Source organism: Enterococcus sp. JNUCC 77 (assembly GCF_054819945.1).
This window is the reverse complement of sequence record NZ_JBTHIG010000002.1, coordinates 873,296-896,802: the sequence shown is the minus strand read 5'-3', so window position 1 is coordinate 896,802 and position 23,507 is coordinate 873,296. Positions and strand designations below refer to the sequence as shown.

Sequence of the window (23,507 nt, the reverse complement as noted above, 5' to 3'; positions counted from 1 at the left end):
TGATCCTCTCAGCAATTTTTTACTATTATAGCAATTTTTAACATATAAAAAACGCTTTTCACTATGAAAAGCGTTGAAATTTTATTTTATAACCATGACATTACAACTTGCTTGATTAACCACATAGGCTGTCGTTGACCCTACTAATACTTGTGAGATAGCTCCTAATCCGGTTGCTCCCATCACGATTAAATCTGCATTAATCTGACTTGCCAAACTAACAATTTCTCTTTTGGGAGATCCAGCAATTACTTTTGAAGAAATTGGTACTTGGCTTTCTTTTATACTGACCTCAGCTTCTAATTGACGAATCAATTCTTGAGCTTGTTGCCTCACTTCATCAAGTAATGCAACTGAATTTGCTCCGGTTGTCCCTCGAAAACTACTTGTATCTATCACTGTCATTAGTGTCATTCGTCCATGATTACGTTTGGCGATATTAATGGCTTCAGCAAAAGCCTGTTTAGCCTGAGGTGAAGCATCAACTGCTACTAAAATATTACGATATTCATCAGTCATCGCGAGTCCTCCTTTTTTTTATTTTATTCTACCATTTTTTTTGAATGATTTCACTTTACAAAGAGAACAAATGTTCGTATAATATTTATGAGGTGAGAAAAATGTCTATGCTTAGTAATGATTCAGTTAACAAATTTTATCAAACCTATGACTCTCTAGTTGGTACAAATGCGGCGCTTCCCCTAATTTTAAGTGATATTACTGCCAAAATGGATCAAGAAAAGCGCGATTATTTCACAGTTCATGTAGATCAACAGATCATTTATTTTCAGTTTGAAAGAAGAGATGGCGAATTGATTTTTACAGGCACTCATGGTTAGGAGGTTTAAGAATGAAAACTTATCAAGGAATTGTTACCAAAATAAAAATTATCCGTTTCGATAGCCAACCTTTGGTTTATTTCCGAATCGACCAACAAGACTTTTTGATTGCTCATCATTCTTTAAACTTTCTAGCAGATGTTAGTATCGATAGTCACATTGCCGTTGCCTTTACCACTAACAAAAAGCATCAACGAATCGTCCGAAAATATGGTGTCATCGGACAGACTCAGTTGATGCAAGATTTTAAAAATTTAAGTTATTCTGGTGTATAAAGTAAGTCAATTGGCTTACTTTTTTTATCGCACCACCATCACATTACATGGTGCATTGTTGACAACATAGGAAGTTGTAGACCCAACTAACAACCTTGAAAAAGTACCGGTTCCTGTGGTTCCCATCATAATTAAATCAATTTTCAATTCTTCAGCAGCTTCAATGATCTTCAATTTCGGATTACCTTCTGCTTCTATTATCGTGTAATCAACATCCTCAGGAATTTTTTCTTTTAGATTTTCCACTACTCCATCAGCTGCTTTCTTTGCAGCATCCATCGCATAATTCACAGCATACGGCTCGCCAGCTAAATGACTTGTATCTGCTACAGATAAAAGAAATAATTTTCCACTATTTCTGCGGGTTACTGATAACGCTTCCAAAAAAGCATTATGGGCCTGCTCGGATCCATCAACGGCTACCAAAATCTTTTGATAAACTTCTCTCATGTTGATCCCTCCTATTCTTTCCTTTATTTTATACAAAACATAGGCGTTTTGTATAGTAAAAAGAAAGAAAAAGATCAACAATCTTATATGATATGATATTTTAATTTATTATAGCAGTTAAACTTGATAACTAATTCTTTGATACTTTTTTCACAAATAAATTTAAAAAAATTAAACTGCTGCACTTTCTGATAAAATTTCCACCGTATCGTCTTCGTTTAAAATAAAAGCGTAACGATTAAAAAGTGTTTCCAATAATTCTGGGTCTAAAGTTAATTTCATAAAGACTGGTAAATCTAATTTTTCAGAGATTTCATCGCCAGAAACCTTGTTACTTACATTGTTTTTTTGAAATTCTGCAAACGGACGCAATACTTTTGCAAAACTGTTATTAACAGCAATGCTCCCACGTTCGCATCTTAGTGCATCTCTTAATTCGACTGCATTTGTAACTGTTCTCATTTGTCATCATCTCCTTGAACAAAGAATAGCATACCTATTTTCTGATTTCAATAGATTTTGTGAAAAAAAACACAAATATTTTAAATTTATTTTAATCTTCCTTTAAAGGAGAAAAACACCTTCTAATTTCTTAGAAAGTGTTATCTTTATTTACTGTGCTTCAATAATTTTTACTAAAGCCTCTGTTGCACCAGTACCGCTTTTTTGATCGTAATATGCGGTGAATCGTTCATCGATTAAATACATAGCAGCAATTCCTTGATGAATTTTCAACTCATAATGAGGTAAATAACTACCTAGCCATTTTTTATGATCAGCAAAGATTAGCTCCGCTAGTTCTTTTGTTGGCTTTGTTAAGTATTCACTAAGATTCTTTAACAATCTTCCTTCAGTTTCTTGGATATTGTCAACTTCCTCTTGTGACATTTTTCTAAATTTTTGATTGGTTTCGTTGATGATTGTTTCACCATATTTTTCACGAATTTCATTACCGTATTGCGCTTCATTTTCTTTAATCGCTTGTTCTCTTAGCGTTTCAAAATCATTTTTATTAGCCACTTTATTTCCTCCTTTTGGCTGATTGAGATTGGCATCAATTAAAGCAACAAGTTGATCCAACTGGGCCCGTTTTGCCAACAACTGTTCTTTTTGATCCATCAGCACTCTTTTGTTTTTATCGTCAGGTTGATTGAGCATTTGCCGAATTGTTTTTATGGATAAGTCAAAGGAGCGATACAATAAAATCAAAGCTAGACGATCAACTTCTTCTTCACCATATAAACGATAGCCACTTTCGGAAAAAGCTGCTGGCATTAGTATTTCTTGCTCTTGATAAAAGCGTAACGTTCGTGGACTAACACCGCTTAAATCAGCAATTTCTTTAATTGTATACATGACTCATTCCTCCTGATAAATAAAGAATAAGCCTTGACGCAACGAGAAGGTCAAGGCTTTTTTTGAAAAAATTCAACTGGCTCTACTAAAACTTTATTCCACTGCATCACAATCTTATTAACCAAGTTTAGCATCTTAATGACCGCTTGCTGGTGACTAATTTCCCCAGTTTGATAGGCTTTTGATAATTGGTGATATAATTCCTCTAATAATTGCACTTTATTTTCGAAAAGATAGTCGCCTAGCTCATACAATTGCTCTTCTTCTGGCGTTGTTTTAAGATTTTCAGGGGCCTTTAAGTATTTTTTTACTCGCCTCAAAGCATGAAGCATTTGTGGTGTCTGCTCTTGAAAATAATTGAAATCTCTTTGTTGAAGATGCTTTCGATAAGTTTTTAACATGTTACGAGATAATTCAAAACTCACATAAAAATTTTTAGTAGGATTATCTTTAGGAAGAGTTACTACAAAACTAGGCCTTCTTACTGGAATAATCTTTTCCGGTTTATTTTTAGTTTTAAAATAATAAATAAGTGCACCAATACTCACTAGTATCAATACAGATAAAATCATCAAATACATCGGTTTCTTTCCTTCCTTTTGCTATGATAACTTTTTTACCAATAAAAGCCAATAGAAATTTCATCACTGATGACAACGGATGATTTTAAAGAAAATTTTCGTCCTTAGTTTAAGTAAATCTTTACCACTCTTCACAAATTTTACTTGTTTCCTTTTGATTTCTTTAAAGTATTTCAGCTAAGATAAATGAGTGGATGACTTGGTAGCACTGCAGGTCTCAGATCTAACAGATGTAGGTTCAATTCCTACCTTCCACGTTATGAAGGAGGCTTTTTTATGAAAAAAATTATTCTTAGTTCCACAATTATTGCTTCTTTGCTCTATTTCTTAATGGTGCAAAAAGAACAGCGCCATCAATTCCCCAAAGTCTCCAATAAACATGATTATTTTCCAAGTTAATTCCAGACAATATTTCTAAAGAAAAACACTGAAATGTTATACTTTCAGTGTTTTTTTAATAGCCTTTATTCCTATTTTTATGCTTTTAATACTGGCTTTCCTCACAATTAGTGAAAAAATGAGCAAATTATTTTTTTCTTATTGTCAAAAAAATAAAACAGGATATACTTGATGTGTCAGTTTATTCTATTTTTTAGGAGGTTTTTAGATGAAATTCTTAAATACAAGTTGAAATCCTTTCGTATGCTTAGAGTTTTCTAAGAAAAGAACCTCTTACTCCAGGTTAAATTAAATTTTTAACTGAATAAAGAATATTTTAGATTGGGGGAGTTATTTATTAAACCACAAAAACAATTTGTTATTGCTTCCCACTGTATTTTAAATCAAAATGCCGTGATTCATGGCTGGGAACGCGCTCGGGGAGCCTTTCCGTTTATTTTAGAAATTTTAGATCAAGGAATTGCAGTTATTCAACTTCCTTGCCCTGAATTTATTTTTCTAGGTGGAAATAGACCTCCTATGACTTATGAAGAATATGTAAAATTATTGGGGTTTCGTGAAAAATGCCGTGAATTACTTTTACCCATTATCGAACAAGTTAAGCTATATTTAGCTGAAGATTATCAATGTCTTGGTGTAATCGGAATTCATGAAAGTCCAAATTGTTCAATTAGCGGACAAAGAGGTGTCTTGATGGAAGAATTTTTCTCGCTTTGTCAGCAAGAAAATATCTCCCTAAAAAGTTTTGAAGTTCCTACATGGTATGAAGAAAATCATCAAGTAGATTTTCATGAAAATCTGGCAAAATTTTTGGAGGATTAAATTATGAATAAAACGAAAATTATAATTTTTTGTGCATTAGCAGTCACTATCAATGTTGTTTTAGGTGAGGCAGTCTCAATGATGAGTATTCCTCTACTTTTTTTAGATACAGTTGGTACAATTTTCATTGCAGCCACTTATGGAATGAGTTATGGAATAATCACCGGTGTTACAACTAATTTATTAATGGGCTTAATTAGTGGTCCTTTGTCAATTCCTTTTGCATTAGTAAATATTGCCGTAGCAATTGTCGTTGCCTTATGTGCAAAAAATGGTTTTACTTATAAAAAGGCTTTGTTAGCAGGAATTCTTTTGTCCTTTATTGCCCCAATGATTGGCGCACCGATCCGTTTAGCTTTATTTGGTGGATTCACCGGCTCAGGTACGGATGTGGTAATTATGGCTTTACGTGCTTCAGGAAAAGAAATGATTTCTTCTGTTTACTGGGGAGCTGTCGCCGGGAACTTTATTGATAAAATTCTTTCTTGTCTACTAATTGCTTGGATGATTAAACTGCCTCAAATGCGTCGTATTATTGCAAAATAAAAAAATTGATGGACTCAAAAAATATGAGTTCATCAATTTTTTTATCTAATAAGTATTGCAAGACACCGCAACTTATATAATATACTGTTTCAAAATAATAATCGACTTGTAATTGGTTTTATAAGCCTCTTCATACTGAGCTTTTATATCTTCAGGAATATAGATGATTGAAGTGTCTTTTGTTTCATCCATTAATTTCCCTTGAATAAAAGCAATTTCTTCCTTTGAAATTGGGGTCTTTTGATTTGCTAAAACAACGACCCGCTCTACATTATTTTCCACCAAAATAACGGTGGTGTGGTTCACAGTATAAACTTTCCAAAAAGAGACTGACTTGCAATACTCTTTTAAAATTTGATCCAAAACTGGAAAAACACGATTTAGCTTTGCAGTCGCTTGGATCGGTGTTTCAAATAGTCGTAAATTAGCCATACGCTTACCTCCTCTTTGTCCTCTACATAATAAATATAACACAAAAAGAAGAAAAAATGACAGTGGATGACTTGCTCTACTGGCGAGTGATTCCAAGCTTTACGCAAACTTTTTTTCGAGAATTACAACTGTAGAAATTTTAAGCTTTACTAGTAAAATACTTTCGAGCTAAATATTTTTGTCTTTTGGATTCATTTAGTTGATTTGCTTGTACTTGTTTTTGAATCTGACGGATTTTTCTTTCATTTAAGCCTTTTTCGATCATCATTAAGGCAGCTAAAATAATTATTAGTATGATTATTTGATTCATTTTTATCACCTTCCCTACAAATAATATAAGAGAAAATGTTTTACTTGAGGTAGGACATATGTCATACTTTTTAGGAGGTGATCGGATGAATCGAAGTGAGTTAACCGAAGAATACTTACCAATCTTACAAAAATGGCAACTAAAGTCTCAAGAGCTGAAAGATTGTCAGATTTTTATCTTTAATCCGAGGGAACGGATTGTCACTGAAGATGAAGAAATAAACTACTTTCTCTTGATGGTTTCTGGTCGGGCAAAAGTTTGTAATTTTGCCAGCAATGGAAAAAATCTCATCTTAGGCTATTATATTTCGGCTGGATTAATAGGTGACGTAGAACTAATGACTCATCAAAAAACAGCGACCTCTACAATTGTTTCTATTTCTGAGTGCATCTGTGTCGCCATTCCAATCAAAGAGAATGATCAGATTCTTAGGAACAATTTACAGTTTATTAATGCGCTGGCAGAAGAATTGGCAAAAAAATTAAATGAAAATTCCCATAATTATTTTGCGTCAGCAGTCTACTCAGGAGAAGCACGTTTGGCTTATTATATTTTAGAAAATGCCTATAAAAATTATTTCCAGGATAATTTAAGAGATGTGGCAGGATCGGTTGGATTAAGTTATCGACATTTATTTCGAATACTTAATCATTTTATTGATGAGGGCTTATTAGAAAAAAAAGATGAAGGATATTTTATTAAAGAAGCAGCTATTTTAAAAGAGAAAAGTATGGCATAAAAAAACTAGGAGATTGATTACTCAATCCCCTAGTTATATTTTTTATTTAAGCTTTAACAATGTTAGTTGCTTGAGGGCCACGTTGACCTTCTTCAACATCAAAAGTTACTGCTTGGCCTTCTTCCAAAGTTTTGAAACCGTCGCCTTGGATAGCTGAGAAATGTGCGAAATAATCTTGTCCATTTTCATCAGTCACGAAACCATAGCCTTTTTCTGAGTTAAACCATTTTACTGTACCGTTGTTCATAACGAATACCTCCAAATTACACATCAAGTGCATTTATTTGTAATGAAAAATGACGTGTAACAAGAAGCCAAATATATAACCTGTTAATCACATATCAAAATACCTTACCTGAAAGACTTTACCATACTATTTATGAAAAAACAATCTTACAGTTTATTATTAATTTAAGTTAAATAATTTCATTAAAAATCGTTTCATTCAAAGATTGTCCACTGACGATTCAGATCAAATTCGACGGCTTCTTTTTGTGCTTTCTCGACTATTTCAGTTGGGTAGTTTAAGACTTTTAGTAACCGAATCGCATTTCTTGTTTTTGCCGGTCCAGCTCTTAAAGTGTAATCAAAAGTCACACCATCTTCCTCAGTCACTTGTTCCTCAAAATGAACATTTTGACAATAATTTCGCAAAATTTCCGTCAATTCAATATCGTGGGTAGCCACGTAAACTAGTGAAGAATATTGGCTTAGCCATTTAACAATACTAGAAGAAGCAGAAATTCGTTCGATCGTATTAGTTCCTTTTAAAATTTCATCAATAAAGCAATAGCAATGTTCCCTTGTTTGTACTTTTGCTAACACCCGTTTAACTGATTTAATTTCTGCCACAAAATAACTGTCACCAGCAAATAAATCATCTTCCACCGCCATTGACGTTAGTACATGTCCCCTTTGTAAAGTAAATTCTTCGGCGCAACACGTATAAATCGTCTGGGCCAAAATAGTATTGATCGCAATTGATTTGACATAAGTAGATTTACCAGAGGCGTTTGATCCAGTAACCAATGTATTCTTTTCCCAGTCAACAAGGTTTGCGACCGGTTCAGAAATCAATGGATGATAAACTGTCTCGCCCTTGATACCGCCCTTTTTAAAAGTCGGCTGACAACTAACTGGCAGCAAGCTTCGATAATTTAAAACAGCTGCGGCAACCTCGAATTCCCCTAAAATTTTCCACAAAGTAATTGCGGCATCACTATTTTTCATCACCTTTTCAAATATAAAATGATAAGAAATAAACGGCAACATAAAAATGATATTCACATATTCAAATAGCATTTCAGCTTCAGTATTGCTTTTAATTCGAAAAGAAAAACCAAATTTTAAAATCGACGCTAACGGCTTTAGCGCTGTGGTCAACTCTTCTTTTCGCGGAGTCTTTAGTTTAGCAATTTTTTTAGCCACTGCAATTGACTGAACCAAATATGCCATACTGTTTAATTCAGTTTCCACCTCTTGTTTCTTAGCAAGATAATAAAGTAAGTTAAAACAAAGTACACCAATCGTAATAAATATCCCGAACTTCATGCCTCCTATCACTAATAGAATACCAACAATCGGCAATAACCCTAACCCAATAAACTGCCACAATCTTCCTAGACGTTGGCTATAATTTTGTGACAAATAATTGACGACAAAATTATTGTCTCTTTTCCCTAAAGTGGCAAAAGCATATTCAATATCTTCTCTTAGTTGGGGATCTTTTTCATAAAGTGCGATTAATTCTTCCAATTCCAGCTGATCTTCTTGGTTAAAATCGAATCCCCGCAAGCGTTGATATAAGGCTTCTGCCCCAATACTTGAATAGGTGTGGTTCAATTCTTCAAAAAGTCGAATCATATCTAAGTCATACCAAGTAATATCATCGATTTCACTATCTGTTTGATGATATTTTTTCGCTTCTAGAAATGCTTGTTTTAGACTATTTTCTTGATCAAAATTAGTCACTCTTGGAATTTTCCCCCAACTATTTTTCACCATCTTACGTAGACGTAAACGACTTAGAATAGTAATCGTTATAATAATAATTGCTACCGCTATCAACAAAATAATAATAAATAATTGTTCAGACATTATCCACCTCCATTTTCTAAGTATAACAAAAAAACACAACATTTCTGTCGTGAATTTCTACGTTTTATTACAAATATGATAAGCTGTCCAACCATTTTTATGTTGGTTGCTTTTTAAAACTAAACCAATTTGATTTAACTCAGCTTGAAATTTATCATCGGTTAATTCCGGCAAATAATACTTAATTTTAGTTTGCTCACAAGCAATTAAAATTAAGCCGTCCTTTTTTAAGACTCGTTTCAGTTCTGATAAACCTGCAAAAAGATCATTCCAGTGAAAATGATTTTGAAAGGCACAAATTAAATCAAAGCTTTCAGCTACAAAGTCGGTTGCTAATACATCATCTACCGAAAAAGATAATGTTGGATGCGTATATTTTTCTTGAGCAAGGGCGATTGCAGTTTCAGAAATATCAATCCCAATCGTTTTAGTTGGTGTAAATAATCGATTTAAATATTCGGTCGACGCACCATTGCCAATACCTACATCTAAAATATCTGTGACCTTTTTATCCTTTATTTCATTAGTACTCCAATAAACCATTGGTAGGTAGACACGATTCCAGAGCTTCATCATAATCTTTCCTAAAAAACCAGTTGGCATTTTTGATTGTTGTAATAATTGTCGGTACAAAATGATTAACACTGCTAACGATATAACAATTCCGATAATGATTCGAATGCTCATTTCCCCCTTTTATTTAAGCGGGAATAATTTTTTTCAGCTGTCCTAATTGAGCTAATTGATCTAAAACTTCAAGACCCATAAATTGAAAAGGATACTTTACTCCTTTGATCGCACGATTATTTAATATTTTTTTGGTTACCAGCGCGCAAAAATCGGCGGTTATTCCATAATCTGAAGTGGCTTCAATTTGAATTTTTTCTGTAGTCTGTTCTTGAAATTTGATACCGGAAGCCTCTACTTCTAAATAAACCCGCTCATCATTATGTCGTGCATTAAATTTTAACTTTAATTTTTTGGCAATCTTTAACAAAGGCTCAGCTAAGCCATACTCCAACAGAAAACTAACCAAATGATTAAAACCATTTTGATTCCAGCCTGTTTGATAAGTTGGTAGTCCGATTCCCAATTTCTCATCCAAAACTGCTCCTTCATCATGGGCAATTTTTCTTATTTTAAATGTCCGTTGTTTAATATTAATCGTCTCTACTTCTCGAAAGCCATGAGCGGCATCCCCCACAGGTTGGTGAATAATCTTCAACATGTCTTCAATTCCAGACAGACCAACTTGGGCATTTTTATTTTGGACCAAATTAACTTTTACTTGTTGAATCTCACTAAAATCGCTAACAGCTGAATGGACTAGCACCCCAGATAATCCCGGAAAAAAACCTGCCATCATGATTGAGGGCGCACCATTATTCGGTAAGACATTCTCAACAAAGTTAGTAAAACTTCCATAAGCTGTCAAATCGATACAAGGAATACTGTAAATGGAACACAATTCCTGCAAGACTGGTTTATTTTGTTTTACGGCCACTATCACACAGTCTAGTGGTTGGTTAATTGCATCATCTAAGCTTTTGTATTCAGAAAAATCTGTGTAAATAAATTTGGCTGCGATTTCTAATTTTTCTAAGCGTTCAACAGTCTTGGGTCCTCGTTCTTTTCGATAGTCGCCAACTAAAACTGTGACTTTTTCGTCAAAGACTTTGTGAAGACTACGACAAATTTCAAAACCAAGACTGCCGGAAGCACCAATCACTAATATATTTTTTTTCATATTTTCTCCGTATTCATGAAAATCGTTCTTACTATTTAATTAAAGTACGCCTTTTCATTTATCTTAGCAGATGGAATACAAAAGTAACAACTATCTACCCTTCTTGACTATAATTCTTAAAATCTGTAACATATTTGACATTTAAGAAAGCCCAAAACAAGAAAAATATAAGTAAAATAAGATTTAACAGCTGAACCAGTGGCAATTTCGTTAAAGCAAAGAATAAAATAAGAAAAGGTACAATCATCAGAAAATTGGCTGAATAAACATAACCATGAGCAGTAGTTTTCAAAGCACTCATTAATTCACGTTCATCTTTGGCCCAATATAAAATACTTTGTTTCATAGGATCTTTATTTCCTGTTCTAGTAGTGGATATTCCTTTACTCGCAGGATAACGAATTTGAATAAAAGAAGTTACCGTGAAAACAATCACCAGTGCAATCAACGTGCCCAACCTTAAACTACGGTCATTATAATTTAAGAGAATAAAGGCTGAGATACAATACATCCCATAATTTACGCAATTTGTTACTGCTAAAAATTTTAAATAGCTTTCAGAAGTCATCTTTCTTCCCCATTTCCCGATTAAATTCGAATAAATCATCCACCGTCGTGTTTAATTCATCCGCTAATAAGAATGCCAATCTTAATGACGGGTCATACTTATCATTTTCGACTGCTAAAATCGTTTGTCTAGTTACCTCAGTTAATTTCGCTAATTCTTCTTGCGAGATCTTCAACTGTTTTCGCCTTTGACGAATCGAATTTTGCATTATTTCACCTCAAATGTAAAACATGTTTTACAAAAATTAGTATAGCTGAATCAAAATAAAATGTAAAATCTTTTTTACATTTTATTCTGATCAAAAATTGAATAATTATCTCCATCACTTTAATTCATTAAAGAATTCTTTCAAACTTTCTTTCCGTTGGTGGGTTAATTCTTTTTTGGGAATATCTAGAATAGCTGCATCTAAACCATAAAGAAAATGTAAACAAGCTCCTTCATCTACAAGATGACGCACTTTTAAAAATGCTGTTTCGGTACCTACTTCTTTTAGTGCTTGACTATCGTTAATCCCTACAGCCATTAATTTTTCTTCAGCTACAGGACCTAGATTTTTCATTTCTGATATCTTCATAGTTGAATCTACTCCTTCAATTTAAATTAATAATTGCTTTTTAGTGAGATACTTTTATCTTTTTTGAAAATAAGTAGTAATAGATAATTAGTACTTTTGAATAATTCTTTTGTTCTTGACTTAGATTTTGGTATAATTTACTTGAACCTATCAAAAAGGAGTTTAAATAATGAATATTACAGTCTATTGTGGTGCAAATAAAGGAAATCAAGAAATTTTTCAAGAATCAGCAGTGCGTTTAGGTAAATGGATTGCTGAAAACGGGCATACTTTAATTTTTGGCGGTGGGAAAGCCGGTCTAATGGGTATTGTAGCTGATACTGTCCTTCAATCTGGCGGAAAAGCCATTGGCATAATTCCAACATTTTTGAAAGAACGAGAACTGGCTCATCCTAATTTGACTAAAATGTACGAAGTTCCTGATATGATTGCCCGCAAAGAGCAAATGTTTCAGTTAGCTGAAGTGTTCATCGCCTTACCTGGTGGTCCTGGCACATTAGAGGAAATCACTGAAATGATTTCATGGGGTCGGATTGGTCAAAATCCTCACCCTTGTATCTTATTTAATGTTGACGGGTTTTATGATTTTCTTGCTAAAACTTACGACAATATGGTAGATAAAAATTTTCTTTTCGCTGAAGACCGTAAAAAAATTCTTTTCTCTGATTCCTTAACTGAGATAGAAGAATTTATCGCCTCATATACGCCACCTTTTGTACGGCAATATTGAGACTTTTAATTAAAAATCAAGCTATTTTGCTACTCGTCCCATCTTGGATTTGTCAGAAATTAATCGCTGTCGTCCACTGACTTTGACCAATGTTACCAATTCTTTTAGGGCATCTTTGCCAATCCATTGTTGCGCTTTGTTTTCAGAAGCAAGCAATTCTTCAGCAGTCAAAATACTTAGTTCTTTTGCTGTTTCGTTTGTTTTGCCTAACTCTCTTAACGCCCAAGAGACCGATTTTTTCACTAGTATACGCTCATCGTTTGATTGCACTTGAATCAATTGTAAATATTTTTGGATTTCTTCTTCCGATAAAGTGGCATGAACAGATGTACTAGCGATTAAAGTAAAGGCTGCCCTTTTATAATACAAACTTTCCTCACTAACCCAGCGTTGGATATATTGGTCAAAATCTTTTTTAATTAAAATATTTTTACAAAATAAATCACACAAGTCCCAAGAGACAATCTCTGTCATAAGCTGCTCAACCATCTCTTCAGTCACGTCTTTCGGTCTCAGCGCCAAGACAGACAATATTTTGCACTCGTGGTAACCTGTATCCCATAACTCTAATAAAAATTCAGTCTCTTTTGGTAGTTTACGTGCTATTTTCCTTAAATCAGTCGTAGCAACACCGATTGTGTTTTCAGCGGGAATACCCAATTTAATTACATTATTTTTATATTTTTCCGAAGCTTGTTCTTGTAAATGAATGACGATCTCATCAATTTTCATCAGCAACCCGCCTTTGTAAATCCTCCATATAGGTTCGCTGCATTTTCTTTAAATTCATCATGAAAAACGATAAAACATAGATAATTGGATTTTTTATGTCAAGCTGCTCACTAAAATTCAAAACGGTCTCTTCAGAAGAAACTTCTTCAAAACGACCGACCCATTCCCCTTGAAAAAATTTATTTCCCATTTGAAACGCATAAATTTGATTGGCTTCTTTTGCGACGATAGTGAACTTCGTCTGACCGCCACCTTTAAAATGCTCAATAAAAACATTTTCAGAAATAATTTCTAAATGTTCTACGTCACTACGCCAACGAACATCTTGATTATTCGTAACAATCCCCCAAACTCTTTCAACATTTGCTGGGATTTTCCATTTGATTGTTGAATTTCTTTTCATGTAGCTCCTCCTCGTGGAATGTCTTGATATCAGTCTACCATAAATAAACCGCTTCATTTGTGCTATAATTTCAAAAAAAGGAGGATTTTTATGGCAATTTATACTGATAGTAAAATCATTAGGGAACCGTTATTAATAATCTCAGGCCAGACACCTCAAAAGGACAATTTTATTCCTGATTCAATCGAAGAACAGCTAGACATTGTGTTAGAAAAAATTGCACTAATTATCTCTGAAAATCAAGCATCCCGCAAAAATATCGGCAAGATGAATGTCTATTTAACCCATAGTCAATACTTAAACGCCGTTAGAGAAAAATTAACTGCTTTTTATGGAGAAAATAAACCCACGATGACTTTAGTTATCGTCGCAGGGTTGGTTCATCCCGATTTCAAAGTGGAAATTGATGTATTAGTTCCACTAAACGATTAACATAACTCCCTTAGATCATTAGTTATCTAAGGGAGTTTTTTTTTGAATAGAGAATTATTTGAAGCCGCTGAGGGAAGAAATTTCTGACTGAGACAATCTGAAATTCGCAGCTGCGACATTTTGTTTAACCTGTCCTAAACTGCTAGCTCCTGGAATCGCAAAAACTGTCTCTCCCTGAACATTAATAAGCCAATTCAATGCAATTTGAGCAGGAGTTTTCTGATGTTTTTGGCCTAGTTCTACTAAATGATCAACTAATAGCTGGGTTTTCTTGAGATTTTTTTCAGTTAAACCATATTGGAATTTTTTTAACCAAAATAATTGTTTTAGCTGCTGGGGATTATCATGATATTTTCCAGTTAATAATCCTTGGTGTAATGGAGAGTAGGCAATAATCGCGACATTAAGTTCTTTTGCCAAAGCCAAGACACCATTATCTTCAATTCTGCGATCAATTAAATTATAGCGCACTTGGTTGGACACTAATTTTGCTCCTGCATTCCGTAAATATTTTTCGGCTTTTTTCATCTGATTGGCTGAAAAATTACTAACGCCTACATATTGAATCTTATTTTTTTGGATCAATTGACACATTTGATCCATTTGTCTTTCAATTGATGAAAAAGAAGTAGGATGATGAATTTGATGAAGACTAATCTGATTTATTTGAAGCAGTTCTAATCTTTGGTCAATTGTTTGACCAATTGATTTAGCTGATCGCATGAAGGGCCACCATTTATCGGCTAAGTAAGGCTTTTGCTCTAGTTCTGATAATATTTTCCCAATATTTTTTTCTGATGTACCATTCCCATAAGCTTCGGCAGTATCTAACCAATTAATTCCCTGATCCAAACTAAATTGTACAATTTCTTTCATTTTTTCGTAGGAAAGATCTTTCCAAAATCGCGCACCGATTCCTACATTATTAGAAAACTGCCAAGTTCCTAAACCTAATGGTGACAATTTTAATTCCGTTCCACCAAATCTTCGTAATTCCATATAAGTCTCCTTTTGTCACACTTGTGACATTTATGGAATGATTATATACTGATGAAAATAAGGAATTCAATTCTTTTTAAAAAGTGCTACAAATTATTCAATATGAGGCAGGAATCCAATGAAAAAAAATAAACAGATTAGCCAATCAAAAATGTGGCTTTGGCAAGCATTATATAATTTGATGGAAGAACAAACTTATGAATCAATTACGATTAAACAGATTGCTGAAAAAGCGCAATTAGATCGGCGCACTTTTTATCGACATTATCGCTCTAAAAAAGACATCATCCATGACCATCTTACTCAACTTTTGCTCGTTCATTTTCAAGAGATAAAGAACCTTGGTATTACAGACGAAGAAAAAATCATTTGCCAACATTTTTATTTTCTAAAAGATCAGTGGCAACTACTACAAATACTTAAAAAAAATGATTTATTTGATTTCCTGCTAACTAGTTTTAGTAGCTATAACCATCTTTTTGAGTCTGTTTTTCAATCAAGTGACTTTCCAATAAATAAACAGCCCTATCAATTAGCTTTTAAAGCAGGTGGATTTTTAAACGCTGTATCCCAATGGTTAGAACAAGCAAAGCCTGAATCACCAGAAGAAATGGCCAAAATTATTACGACTTTTTACCATAGTGGCGTTGAATAAAAAAAGGCAGGATTTACCGGCCTCATTTTAAAACTTATTCTACATGAATTACTTTTTGTTTAACTCGAAAAGCTCTTCCAGCTAAAAATGCCATTAAGCAGGTTAAAAGACTAATAATTATAACAATATAAAACAAATTCTCTACTGCCATCACTTGGCTCAACCAACCATACAATAACTGTCCTAGAGGCATCGCTAAAGTACTTACAATTAAAACTAAAGACATCATTCTTCCCAATAATTCTTGTCTTACGCGGGTTTGAACGTAGACCAGCATTTGCATGGAGACTAAAGAAACTAAGGCCAACATAAGAGCCATTAAGATAACCATCGTCCAAAAGGCGATTGCAGGGTTTGAAATAAATTTAAAAGGACCAATTAATAATAAAATTAATATTCCTGCTTGAAATAAGAAATTCGATATAAACTGGATATTTATTTTGTTTGCCAATAACCCAAAAATAATCGTACCAATCAAACTACCTAAGGCAAAAATGCCGTTCATGATGCCGTATTCTTGGTTGCTAATTTGCAAATGAATTCGACTAAAATAAGGAATTACCACTTGAATAAAGGAAGACAAAAAGAAATTTAAAGCAAAAGCAATCAAGCAAATATGCCAAATCACTCGGTATTGTTTCAAATAATTGATTACTTCTTTTGAATCGTCTTTTACCATTTTAAAAACAGAGGTTGTCATAGGTCTTTTTAAATAAGGTATGGTTAAACTGAATTCACAAATTAGAGCTAAACAAAATAACAAGATACATAAAAAATAAATCAGATTTACACGATCAAAACGATAAATCATACCTGCTAAAACCGGCGCCAGTAAATTTCCTAACATCCCCACTGAACTGATCACACTATTAACTTTTGGAATAGCTGCTTCGTCAGCAACTAAGGGAATAGTTGATTGAACCACTGGTGTTTCAAAAGCAGAAACAATCCCAATCAAGACTGTTAAACCGCCGATCAAAACCAAAGATTGCTGATAAAATATCACTACTAGTAAACCTAACGTTAAAACCAAATAACAACTATCCATTAAAATCATCAATCTTTTTTTAGGTAAGCGATCAGCCAAAATACCACAAAAAGGCAGGCTAACCAATCGACCAATCATAGACAAAGCTGTAATAACACTAAAAGTTAAAGCTGATTTTGTTAAATCTAAAACATATAAGGACAATGTGAATTGAACAATCATCGTTCCCAACACCGAGAACACTTGGCTCAGAACCAAAAAAATCAAATTTTTCTGTCGCATTATTAGACCTCCATCCTTTTAACTTTGTTTACCATTAAATGATAAGCGATCACTGCAGCAAGTGTGTAGATCGCTGCCACAACTATAATTAAAAAAATATTCTGGAGGGAAGACAAATTACTCGGGACACAAACTAATAACAAGCCTGAAAATAATGCTGCCGGTAATGAATTCCGCCACCAGCCGATCGCTAATGCCAGTAAACTGATTGAAGTAACTAAAAAAACAGCTGTAAAAATTAGTGGAATCTGATCTACAAGTAACCCAACAGTCACAGGCTCATTTGAAAATGGCAACCAGCTTTGGGTTCCTAAAAAGATAATATCCACCACTGTAATACTCACAATTGTCCAAAGGGTATTTAATAATATAACTAACCAAATTTTACTAACCAAAATTTTCTTTCGTTGGATTGGATAACTCAAGGTTAAATAACCATTTTTTTCTTGATAAGCTGCCATCACAATTTTTCCCAACATGGTGGTGCTCAAACAAGTAAACGCAGCCGTATTTAAAATAAAAACCATCATTAACTTAAAACTTAAGGTTGTAACTTCAGGAGAGCCTTCTCTTACTGACGGATCAATTAGTGGAATAGCTGCAAAAAAATACGCAAACATGAGAGTGACAACCAAAATGATGCCAGCTGCTAAAATATATGGTTTAAAATCATTCTTCTTCATTTCTAATTTCATCAATTTAAACATTTAAATTCCCTCCATCCAATTAATCATTTTATTCTCAAAGACTGTTGGACTTTCTGTCGAAAAATCTTTTGCAAGTGTTTGTAAAACCATTTTCCCTTCATACAAAACGACAATCCGATTTGCGATTGATTGGACTTCAGACAAAATATGGCTAGAGATAATAATCGTTTTATTTTGCTCTTTTAATTCTTGCAATAGTTCACGAAAATCTTTAATTCCTTTAGGATCCAATCCATTTAAGGGTTCATCAATTAACAGAATATCCGGATTATGAATTAAACATCGAGCAATGACCAGTCTTTGTCGCATCCCTAATGAATAATTTTTGACTGGTTGCTGATTTTCTACCGATAGTCCAACTTTTTTCAGCCAATAGCCGATTTTCTCTTCGGAAACATTATAGTATTGACAATGAATTGCCAAATTCTCCCAGCCACTTAAATGCTCATAAAACACAGGTTCATTAATGCTAAAACCAGTATTATTTTGATTGAGTTGAATCTCGCCACTGGTTTGTTCGGCTAAACCGCCAATTAGTTTAAACAATGTTGATTTTCCAGCACCATTTTTTCCAAGAACCACAAGAACCTCTCCTGGAAATGCAACTAAATCAATTCCTTTTAGTACTTCGTTTCCGTTGTAATTCTTTCTTACGTCTTTTACCTCTACCAAGCCGTTCATTTTATCATCCTTCATTTTACATACTATTGGTATGTATTATTTTAAAATATAAACACTATAGATACCACCGGTATGTATAGTGTTAAAAAAATAACTGAATCCTCAGTCATCTTTTTTTAAATAATCGAATAAATCATAGGTTGTTGTTAACAAATCATCTGAGATAATTGGTACACCTAAGCCATCAAAAGTAAGCTTAATGAAAGCCAATTTACGCTTTAATTCTTCTTTAGATAAGGTAAACATTTGAAAACCAACCCAAACATTTAAAGTTAGCACAATTAACTCAGCTAATTCTTTGGGAAAATCCGTCACAATAGAACCATCGGCGACACCTTCGTCCACCATTTCTTGCAAACGCGGTACAGAATATTTAAACATGTCTAAATATTGTTCTCCCAATAATCTTGGACTTCTGACAACAATCGCCCCCGAATAGGCTAATTCTTGTCTGCGGAAATTTGTAAAAGCTTCTTTAAATGCATTTTGCAATTTCTCTAATCCATTTTCTCCTATCCAAATGTGCTCGGCAGGATCAGGCGCATTTACTTCGACGATTTGTTGTAAAATATCAAATTTTGACTTGAAATGATGGTAAATCACTCCTTTTGTCATGCCACCTAAACCATCAACAATATCTTGAATAGAAGTATTGTCATACCCTTTTTCTAAAAAAAGACCTTCTGCAACTGCCAAAATTTTTCGTTTTGTTTCTTCTGGATTTCGTCCTCTTGGCAAATAATCACCTCTTACATACCATTGGTATCTAAAATGAACTATACCGAATCAAATATCGTCTGTCAAACTATTTTTTTCTGAAGTCTGTTTTATAGCTTAAGAAAATGCAGCAATACTGTATCAATTACAACTACAGTAAAATAAACATAGCCAATTTCTTTATTAAAAATCCACGAATAAGCCACACCACCAATGAAAAAAATACCACTCTCTAATAAAATTTTATTGATTCCCGCTAGATGGTAAGTTGACTTGGGCGCACCAAAAAGCATCCAAACCGCTACAATGAATACTGCCAAACTCAAATAGATAATTTTCCCACTTAATTTATCCGCACGAAAACTTCCGAAAATTAAACCTCCAACAGTAAAAATTTCTAATAAGAAACGAACAGTAACAATCAAAATTTCAATTATATTTATTATTTCTCACGCTCCTCAACTAGGCCAGATATAATTAAATCCAAACCGAAGATAAAACTTTTCTCAATACTAACTGGAAGTTTAAAGGCTTCTCGATTGGAAAAACTGGAAAAACCATCTAGATAGGCCCGCAACAAACGGACAAAATGAATTTCTTTTTCTGGTGATAAGGAGAAATTCTGTAACTCGTCTTGGACTAAAGAAACAATCTGATTTGAAATTTCGACTGCTTCTTTACTACGCCAATAATTAGGATTTTGCACCAAGATATATTGACTAGGATAATCCAACGCAAAAGTTAAATAAGCGTCTGCCATCAAGCGAATATTCTTTATTGGTTCTTCAGTATTCTTTGCACTGAATAATGCCTGATAGAAATTTGCTAAACTAGCTTCAGCCAGAATACCTAACAATTCTTCCCGATTTTTAAAATGGTTATAAAGTGACGGAGACTTAATCCCCAACCGTTCTGCCAAAGCTTTCAACGTGACACCGTCAAGTTCTGCTTGATTTAAAAGTTGCATACCTTCTCTGACAATATCTGTTCGATCAATTTTTCTTTCCATTTATTTTCACCTCAAATTCTTTGACCGCCTGCTCAATAGCTTTATCAGGATTTTCTAACATATCCCCATGACCAACCGCTAAAAGTTGTAGATCTAAATGTTGAAATTTCTTAGCACTATTTAAAGCAGTTTCTTTACTCCAAGTTGCGAAAGCTGGAAAAGGAAAAGAGTTCACCCGATCCCCTGAAACGGCGAGTCGTCCCCTTGATTGAAAAGCATCCCCGGCAATCGCAAATCCTTCTGGTGTCAAGAAAGTAACTGATCCAGGCGTATGTCCTGGTGTCACTATTACAAGAATATCTGCAAGTTGTTCTCCATCATCAAATGTAAAATCGATTGGCATTTCAACTTTAGGATAACCGCCTTTAATTTTGCCAGGCATCTCATCAGTATCTAACGAAAAATCTCCCTTTAATAAACGATAATCTCTTTTTGAAATTCCAATAGGAACTTCAGGAAAACTTTTTTTAAACTGTGGAATACCATTGATATGGTCGCCATGGGCATGGGTCAGTAATAACATTTCAACCGGTTTGTTGGTTGCCCTTTTGATTTCTTCAATTTCCTTCACGAAACCTTTCATTCCCATGTCGATTACAATTAATGAATTTTTCGTTTCATAAACATAACAATTGACGGGAAAAATTATCGCCATAAAAGTAATTTGGCGCAGATTTTTAAAAATTGATTGCTTCATTTCATCACTTCTCTCTAAACTAATACGATTAGTATATATTATTAGAATATTTTAATCAATAAAAAAAGACTTTATGTTATTCCATAAAGTCTCTAAATTAAACTATTTAAATCTGACGTTTCATAACGATTGTGTCCTGGTAAACTTTTTTTATATTTCCAACATATTATAGCCTCAGTTAGTGTTTTATCTTTTTGATTTTCAAAAAAATCACGAATATACGTATTGTATTCAAATTGACCATCAATCTTTTTACGAATTGGTTTTTGATGGATTATTTCCTGATAGGCTTCAATTGCGCTAGCATAAGTCTTACCGGCATTTGCTTTCAACCAATTTTGAAAAGCCACTTTGAAGGTAAAATTCGGTCCAATAGTTTCTTTGAAAAATTTCCGATGGACTTCAGAACAAATAATGTTTTCTTCAATCAATGATTCTAGTGAAATTTCAGTTATTTGTTGCTGATTTTTATTTTTCGATGCTGTTTTCAAGATCGTTCCATCAGTTAAGAAAGCAACAATTCGCTGATTTAACAATTCTTTGCTGCCAGAGGTTGGTAATTGATGGTTACGTAGAAAAGCAACTAATTCTTCTTTTAAAAAATAATAATCCTGAAATTCTTCTGGTGACAATGATTGCTCTAATAGTGGCCTCTCAGACACGAAAATTCCCCTTTCTAATAGGATTTCTTAAAACACAAGGATCTTTCGCTTTTTAAAAAGATCAAGGCCCAACTGTATACGGCAGTTATTAATGTTAGTGGACCCATCAGGAGTGTTTCTTTTATACTTGTTGTCAAAAAGAAATTCCAAATAATTGCATAGCTTACAAATAAGGTATTCAACCAAATAATCAACTGCGTCAGTTTTTTTGTTTTTAGTGGCAATATACCACCGTAGGATAAATAGCTTGCGACAACGATACCCCAAACAACTGAAAAGATTAGATGAATCATTATTTTCGAACTCGGTGCAACAATATATTCCCCTCCTAAAACAAATTCTCCCAACGGAAAACCCAAGGCAATCAGTAACTGAACCAGACAACTGACCATCGTTGCAGCAGCGGAAATAATGGCTAAAGTTTTGATTTTTTTATTGATTATTTTTCACTCCTTAATGACCTATTAAAAATAGCATATACAAGTCATTTTTATTAAAAATTTTAACTTGAAAAGATTTAATTATTATAGCAGTCATAAAAAAGCATCACAACTTTAGCTATTCAAAATCAACCAAAAATGAAATACTTTGTCATTTACAATCCATCCAGTCCGCCAGCTCCTCCATTATGTCCACCAACTAAACCAGCCCGTTTGATACTTCTCGCATTTTCTAGTTTACTACTGGCTCTTACAATGCTCACAAATCCATATTTTTCGCGAATCCGATCAGTAACTTGATCGATCTTTTCTTGCTTTATCTGAATTTCTGGCTCTTCAAATAAATTTAACTGACTGCCATTTTGATAAACCAAATGACCAAAAGTGACACCAATTTGACGTACGAAAACACCTTTTTGATAAAACTTATTAAATAAAAATAGCAGTGCATCAGCTAATTCTTTAGTGTTGTTAGTTGGAGTAATTTTCGTTTGCCGGCTAAAACCAGAAGCAGCTTCATCGCGACTATAGCCAATAAATAAATGCACAGTTTGTGTTTTGGCTTTTCTTCGTCTTAAGCGGATCCCTACTTGTTCAGCCATTTCTCGAATGACTAGCGGCATCTCAGATCCTTGATAATCCCTCGGTAAAATTTGGCTATTACCAATATTTTCACCTTTAGGAATATACCGATCTTGTAATTTTGTACGGTCAATTCCGTTAGCATGATGATACAGCTGTAAACCAATAACGCCATGGCGGCTAGATAATGAGCCAGGATCCGCATTAGCTAGTTCTCGAATATTAGTGATCCCCATTAAATGCAAGTTCTTTTTCATTCGTCGACCAATCCCCCAAAAATCAGTCATTTCGGGGATATTCCAGACTTTCTCAGTGACATCTTCATAATTCCATAAAGCACGCATATTTTCTGCTTCTTTGGCTTCATTGTCTAAGGCTAACTTTGCTAATAGTGGGTTGCTATTGGACATACCAATAGTTGAATAAATTCCAGTTTTATGATAAATATCACGTTGAATTTTTCTGGATAATTTATTGAGTTTTTCGGCCCGAGTTTTTTCATCTGGCTGAAAATAATTCAATGAAGCAGTTAAATCTACGACGCCTTCATCAATCGAATACCATAAAATATCTTCTTCCGCCGCATATTTTCTAACGGTGTCTTGAATAATCAGATTTTGCTCAATATAATACCGCATGCGTGGCGGAGCCTTAATTAATTTAGCAACTTTAGGATTTTCCTCAACCGATGGCAGCTCCCAAGCTCTTGTAACATTAGTAATCCCAAATTCTTTTTTTGCCATCGGACTACTAGCTAAAATTAAACCGGACGTATTGTCTGTGTGACTCATAACAACTAACAAAGCCTTCAATGGATCTTCTCCGCGAGCCACTGCCTCACAGCTGGCGTAAAAAGATTTCATATCGATAAAAGCATAATCTCCCCGAGGCTCCAGCTCATATTTAAAATTCATATTCATCACCTCAATAACAGAATACAAACATACGTTCGTTTTGTAAAGAGAACAAACTCTTAAATATTTTCTTTGTTCATTTGATCCTCTATTGTAAGTACTGTCAGAAAAAGTTAAAATAGATAGGAATCTTTTTAGA

General features: G+C 33.8%; 35 protein-coding genes. 9 read left to right on the top strand and 26 right to left on the bottom strand.

All coding sequences use genetic code 11. The features are described 5' to 3' along the window. Window positions 1-81: 81 nt before the first annotated feature. Window positions 82-519, bottom strand: a complete 438-nt coding sequence (locus ACVWNY_RS17495; protein WP_218325866.1) for a universal stress protein — start codon at window positions 517-519, stop codon at window positions 82-84. Window positions 520-620: 101 nt separating this feature from the next. On the opposite strand from ACVWNY_RS17495, the gene ACVWNY_RS17490 reads away from it, so the two are divergent. Then, window positions 621-839, top strand: a complete 219-nt coding sequence (locus tag ACVWNY_RS17490) for a DUF5960 family protein (protein WP_218325865.1) — start codon at window positions 621-623, stop codon at window positions 837-839. 11 nt (window positions 840-850) lie between these two features. Beyond that, window positions 851-1,114, top strand: a complete 264-nt coding sequence (locus ACVWNY_RS17485; RefSeq protein WP_218325864.1) for a hypothetical protein — start codon at window positions 851-853, stop codon at window positions 1,112-1,114. A gap of 24 nt (window positions 1,115-1,138) precedes the next feature. Here the strand turns inward: ACVWNY_RS17485 and ACVWNY_RS17480 are convergent, their stop codons facing one another. The 4 genes from ACVWNY_RS17480 to ACVWNY_RS17465 form a co-directional block, all read right to left on the bottom strand. Then, window positions 1,139-1,564: a universal stress protein gene (locus ACVWNY_RS17480; RefSeq protein WP_218325863.1), complete on the bottom strand. Its 426-nt coding sequence runs from the start codon at window positions 1,562-1,564 to the stop codon at window positions 1,139-1,141. Between the two features lie 171 nt (window positions 1,565-1,735). After that, window positions 1,736-2,026: a hypothetical protein gene (locus tag ACVWNY_RS17475; RefSeq protein ID WP_218325862.1), complete on the bottom strand. Its 291-nt coding sequence runs from the start codon at window positions 2,024-2,026 to the stop codon at window positions 1,736-1,738. A gap of 150 nt (window positions 2,027-2,176) precedes the next feature. After that, window positions 2,177-2,920, bottom strand: a complete 744-nt coding sequence (locus ACVWNY_RS17470; protein WP_454072080.1) for a MerR family transcriptional regulator — start codon at window positions 2,918-2,920, stop codon at window positions 2,177-2,179. A 50-nt stretch (window positions 2,921-2,970) separates the two neighbouring features. Then, window positions 2,971-3,501, bottom strand: a complete 531-nt coding sequence (locus ACVWNY_RS17465) for a hypothetical protein (RefSeq protein ID WP_454072079.1) — start codon at window positions 3,499-3,501, stop codon at window positions 2,971-2,973. 276 nt (window positions 3,502-3,777) lie between these two features. Here ACVWNY_RS17465 and ACVWNY_RS17460 point away from each other — a divergent pair, with 276 nt between their 5' ends. From ACVWNY_RS17460 to ACVWNY_RS17450, 3 genes are all read left to right on the top strand, one after another. Continuing rightward, the gene (locus tag ACVWNY_RS17460; protein WP_281419020.1) at window positions 3,778-3,900 is read left to right on the top strand and encodes a hypothetical protein; all 123 of its coding nucleotides are present in this window, start codon (window positions 3,778-3,780) and stop codon (window positions 3,898-3,900) included. Between the two features lie 321 nt (window positions 3,901-4,221). Then, the gene (locus tag ACVWNY_RS17455; protein WP_454072078.1) at window positions 4,222-4,722 is read left to right on the top strand and encodes a CD3072 family TudS-related putative desulfidase; all 501 of its coding nucleotides are present in this window, start codon (window positions 4,222-4,224) and stop codon (window positions 4,720-4,722) included. Between the two features lie 3 nt (window positions 4,723-4,725). Next, window positions 4,726-5,268, top strand: coding sequence for a CD3073 family putative ECF transporter S component (locus ACVWNY_RS17450; protein WP_246601446.1), 543 nt, complete (start codon window positions 4,726-4,728; stop codon window positions 5,266-5,268). A gap of 72 nt (window positions 5,269-5,340) precedes the next feature. Here the strand turns inward: ACVWNY_RS17450 and ACVWNY_RS17445 are convergent, their stop codons facing one another. After that, a complete protein-coding gene (locus ACVWNY_RS17445; RefSeq protein ID WP_218325859.1) occupies window positions 5,341-5,700 on the bottom strand; it encodes a DUF1827 family protein in 360 nt (119 codons plus the stop codon). 139 nt (window positions 5,701-5,839) lie between these two features. After that, window positions 5,840-6,010 (bottom strand): hypothetical protein, encoded by a 171-nt coding sequence (locus ACVWNY_RS17440; RefSeq protein WP_218325858.1) that lies wholly within the window; start codon window positions 6,008-6,010, stop codon window positions 5,840-5,842. Window positions 6,011-6,095: 85 nt separating this feature from the next. Here ACVWNY_RS17440 and ACVWNY_RS17435 point away from each other — a divergent pair, with 85 nt between their 5' ends. Beyond that, the gene (locus ACVWNY_RS17435) at window positions 6,096-6,749 is read left to right on the top strand and encodes a cyclic nucleotide-binding domain-containing protein (RefSeq protein ID WP_454072077.1); all 654 of its coding nucleotides are present in this window, start codon (window positions 6,096-6,098) and stop codon (window positions 6,747-6,749) included. 46 nt (window positions 6,750-6,795) lie between these two features. Here the strand turns inward: ACVWNY_RS17435 and ACVWNY_RS17430 are convergent, their stop codons facing one another. The 7 genes from ACVWNY_RS17430 to ACVWNY_RS17400 all read right to left on the bottom strand — a co-directional run bounded on the left by ACVWNY_RS17430 (window position 6,796) and on the right by ACVWNY_RS17400 (window position 11,738). Then, window positions 6,796-6,996 carry a cold-shock protein gene (locus ACVWNY_RS17430; RefSeq protein ID WP_218325856.1) on the bottom strand — a complete coding sequence of 67 codons (201 nt, stop codon included), beginning with the start codon at window positions 6,994-6,996 and terminating at the stop codon, window positions 6,796-6,798. Window positions 6,997-7,190: 194 nt separating this feature from the next. After that, window positions 7,191-8,846, bottom strand: coding sequence for a MutS-related protein (locus tag ACVWNY_RS17425; RefSeq protein ID WP_454072076.1), 1,656 nt, complete (start codon window positions 8,844-8,846; stop codon window positions 7,191-7,193). A 57-nt stretch (window positions 8,847-8,903) separates the two neighbouring features. Continuing rightward, window positions 8,904-9,533 (bottom strand): class I SAM-dependent methyltransferase, encoded by a 630-nt coding sequence (locus ACVWNY_RS17420; protein ID WP_454072075.1) that lies wholly within the window; start codon window positions 9,531-9,533, stop codon window positions 8,904-8,906. Between the two features lie 13 nt (window positions 9,534-9,546). After that, on the bottom strand, window positions 9,547-10,593 hold the full coding sequence (locus ACVWNY_RS17415) for a hypothetical protein (protein ID WP_454072074.1): 1,047 nt from the start codon (window positions 10,591-10,593) through the stop codon (window positions 9,547-9,549). A gap of 94 nt (window positions 10,594-10,687) precedes the next feature. Then, window positions 10,688-11,161 (bottom strand): hypothetical protein, encoded by a 474-nt coding sequence (locus ACVWNY_RS17410; RefSeq protein ID WP_454072073.1) that lies wholly within the window; start codon window positions 11,159-11,161, stop codon window positions 10,688-10,690. Next, window positions 11,151-11,369: a helix-turn-helix transcriptional regulator gene (locus ACVWNY_RS17405; RefSeq protein WP_438720572.1), complete on the bottom strand. Its 219-nt coding sequence runs from the start codon at window positions 11,367-11,369 to the stop codon at window positions 11,151-11,153. Before ACVWNY_RS17405 ends, ACVWNY_RS17410 begins: the two co-directional genes overlap by 11 nt. Window positions 11,370-11,483: 114 nt before the next feature. Then, window positions 11,484-11,738, bottom strand: a complete 255-nt coding sequence (locus tag ACVWNY_RS17400) for a TfoX/Sxy family DNA transformation protein (protein WP_454072072.1) — start codon at window positions 11,736-11,738, stop codon at window positions 11,484-11,486. A gap of 169 nt (window positions 11,739-11,907) precedes the next feature. Between ACVWNY_RS17400 and ACVWNY_RS17395 the strand changes: the two genes are divergently transcribed. Further along, window positions 11,908-12,468, top strand: a complete 561-nt coding sequence (locus ACVWNY_RS17395; RefSeq protein WP_454072071.1) for an LOG family protein — start codon at window positions 11,908-11,910, stop codon at window positions 12,466-12,468. A 21-nt stretch (window positions 12,469-12,489) separates the two neighbouring features. On the opposite strand, the gene ACVWNY_RS17390 is transcribed toward ACVWNY_RS17395, so the two are convergent. Further along, a complete protein-coding gene (locus tag ACVWNY_RS17390) occupies window positions 12,490-13,200 on the bottom strand; it encodes a DNA alkylation repair protein (RefSeq protein ID WP_454072070.1) in 711 nt (236 codons plus the stop codon). After that, window positions 13,190-13,603, bottom strand: coding sequence for an SRPBCC family protein (locus tag ACVWNY_RS17385; RefSeq protein WP_454072069.1), 414 nt, complete (start codon window positions 13,601-13,603; stop codon window positions 13,190-13,192). Before ACVWNY_RS17385 ends, ACVWNY_RS17390 begins: the two co-directional genes overlap by 11 nt. A gap of 90 nt (window positions 13,604-13,693) precedes the next feature. Between ACVWNY_RS17385 and ACVWNY_RS17380 the strand changes: the two genes are divergently transcribed. Continuing rightward, the gene (locus tag ACVWNY_RS17380; RefSeq protein WP_454072068.1) at window positions 13,694-14,035 is read left to right on the top strand and encodes a RidA family protein; all 342 of its coding nucleotides are present in this window, start codon (window positions 13,694-13,696) and stop codon (window positions 14,033-14,035) included. A 54-nt stretch (window positions 14,036-14,089) separates the two neighbouring features. On the opposite strand, the gene ACVWNY_RS17375 is transcribed toward ACVWNY_RS17380, so the two are convergent. Continuing rightward, window positions 14,090-15,034 (bottom strand): aldo/keto reductase, encoded by a 945-nt coding sequence (locus ACVWNY_RS17375; RefSeq protein WP_454072067.1) that lies wholly within the window; start codon window positions 15,032-15,034, stop codon window positions 14,090-14,092. A 118-nt stretch (window positions 15,035-15,152) separates the two neighbouring features. Here ACVWNY_RS17375 and ACVWNY_RS17370 point away from each other — a divergent pair, with 118 nt between their 5' ends. Further along, the gene (locus tag ACVWNY_RS17370) at window positions 15,153-15,689 is read left to right on the top strand and encodes a TetR/AcrR family transcriptional regulator (RefSeq protein WP_454072066.1); all 537 of its coding nucleotides are present in this window, start codon (window positions 15,153-15,155) and stop codon (window positions 15,687-15,689) included. A gap of 34 nt (window positions 15,690-15,723) precedes the next feature. Here ACVWNY_RS17370 and ACVWNY_RS17365 read toward each other — a convergent pair whose 3' ends face one another. From ACVWNY_RS17365 to ACVWNY_RS17325, 9 genes are all read right to left on the bottom strand, one after another. Beyond that, window positions 15,724-16,959, bottom strand: coding sequence for an MFS transporter (locus ACVWNY_RS17365; protein ID WP_454072065.1), 1,236 nt, complete (start codon window positions 16,957-16,959; stop codon window positions 15,724-15,726). 2 nt (window positions 16,960-16,961) lie between these two features. Beyond that, on the bottom strand, window positions 16,962-17,666 hold the full coding sequence (locus ACVWNY_RS17360; protein WP_454072064.1) for a hypothetical protein: 705 nt from the start codon (window positions 17,664-17,666) through the stop codon (window positions 16,962-16,964). Continuing rightward, window positions 17,667-18,347 carry an ABC transporter ATP-binding protein gene (locus tag ACVWNY_RS17355; RefSeq protein ID WP_218325842.1) on the bottom strand — a complete coding sequence of 227 codons (681 nt, stop codon included), beginning with the start codon at window positions 18,345-18,347 and terminating at the stop codon, window positions 17,667-17,669. A 102-nt stretch (window positions 18,348-18,449) separates the two neighbouring features. Beyond that, window positions 18,450-19,085 carry a TetR/AcrR family transcriptional regulator gene (locus ACVWNY_RS17350; RefSeq protein ID WP_218325841.1) on the bottom strand — a complete coding sequence of 212 codons (636 nt, stop codon included), beginning with the start codon at window positions 19,083-19,085 and terminating at the stop codon, window positions 18,450-18,452. 89 nt (window positions 19,086-19,174) lie between these two features. Then, window positions 19,175-19,489, bottom strand: a complete 315-nt coding sequence (locus tag ACVWNY_RS17345; protein WP_218325840.1) for a DUF2568 domain-containing protein — start codon at window positions 19,487-19,489, stop codon at window positions 19,175-19,177. A 17-nt stretch (window positions 19,490-19,506) separates the two neighbouring features. Beyond that, entirely contained in the window at window positions 19,507-20,073 is a 567-nt protein-coding gene (locus tag ACVWNY_RS17340; RefSeq protein ID WP_454072063.1) for a TetR/AcrR family transcriptional regulator, read from the bottom strand. Continuing rightward, the gene (locus ACVWNY_RS17335) at window positions 20,057-20,770 is read right to left on the bottom strand and encodes an MBL fold metallo-hydrolase (RefSeq protein ID WP_454072062.1); all 714 of its coding nucleotides are present in this window, start codon (window positions 20,768-20,770) and stop codon (window positions 20,057-20,059) included. The genes ACVWNY_RS17340 and ACVWNY_RS17335 overlap by 17 nt, the downstream gene beginning before the upstream one ends. Window positions 20,771-20,862: 92 nt before the next feature. Continuing rightward, window positions 20,863-21,432 (bottom strand): DUF6434 domain-containing protein, encoded by a 570-nt coding sequence (locus ACVWNY_RS17330; RefSeq protein ID WP_454072061.1) that lies wholly within the window; start codon window positions 21,430-21,432, stop codon window positions 20,863-20,865. 595 nt (window positions 21,433-22,027) lie between these two features. Beyond that, the gene (locus ACVWNY_RS17325; protein WP_454072059.1) at window positions 22,028-23,368 is read right to left on the bottom strand and encodes a Y-family DNA polymerase; all 1,341 of its coding nucleotides are present in this window, start codon (window positions 23,366-23,368) and stop codon (window positions 22,028-22,030) included. Window positions 23,369-23,507 lie beyond the last annotated feature (139 nt).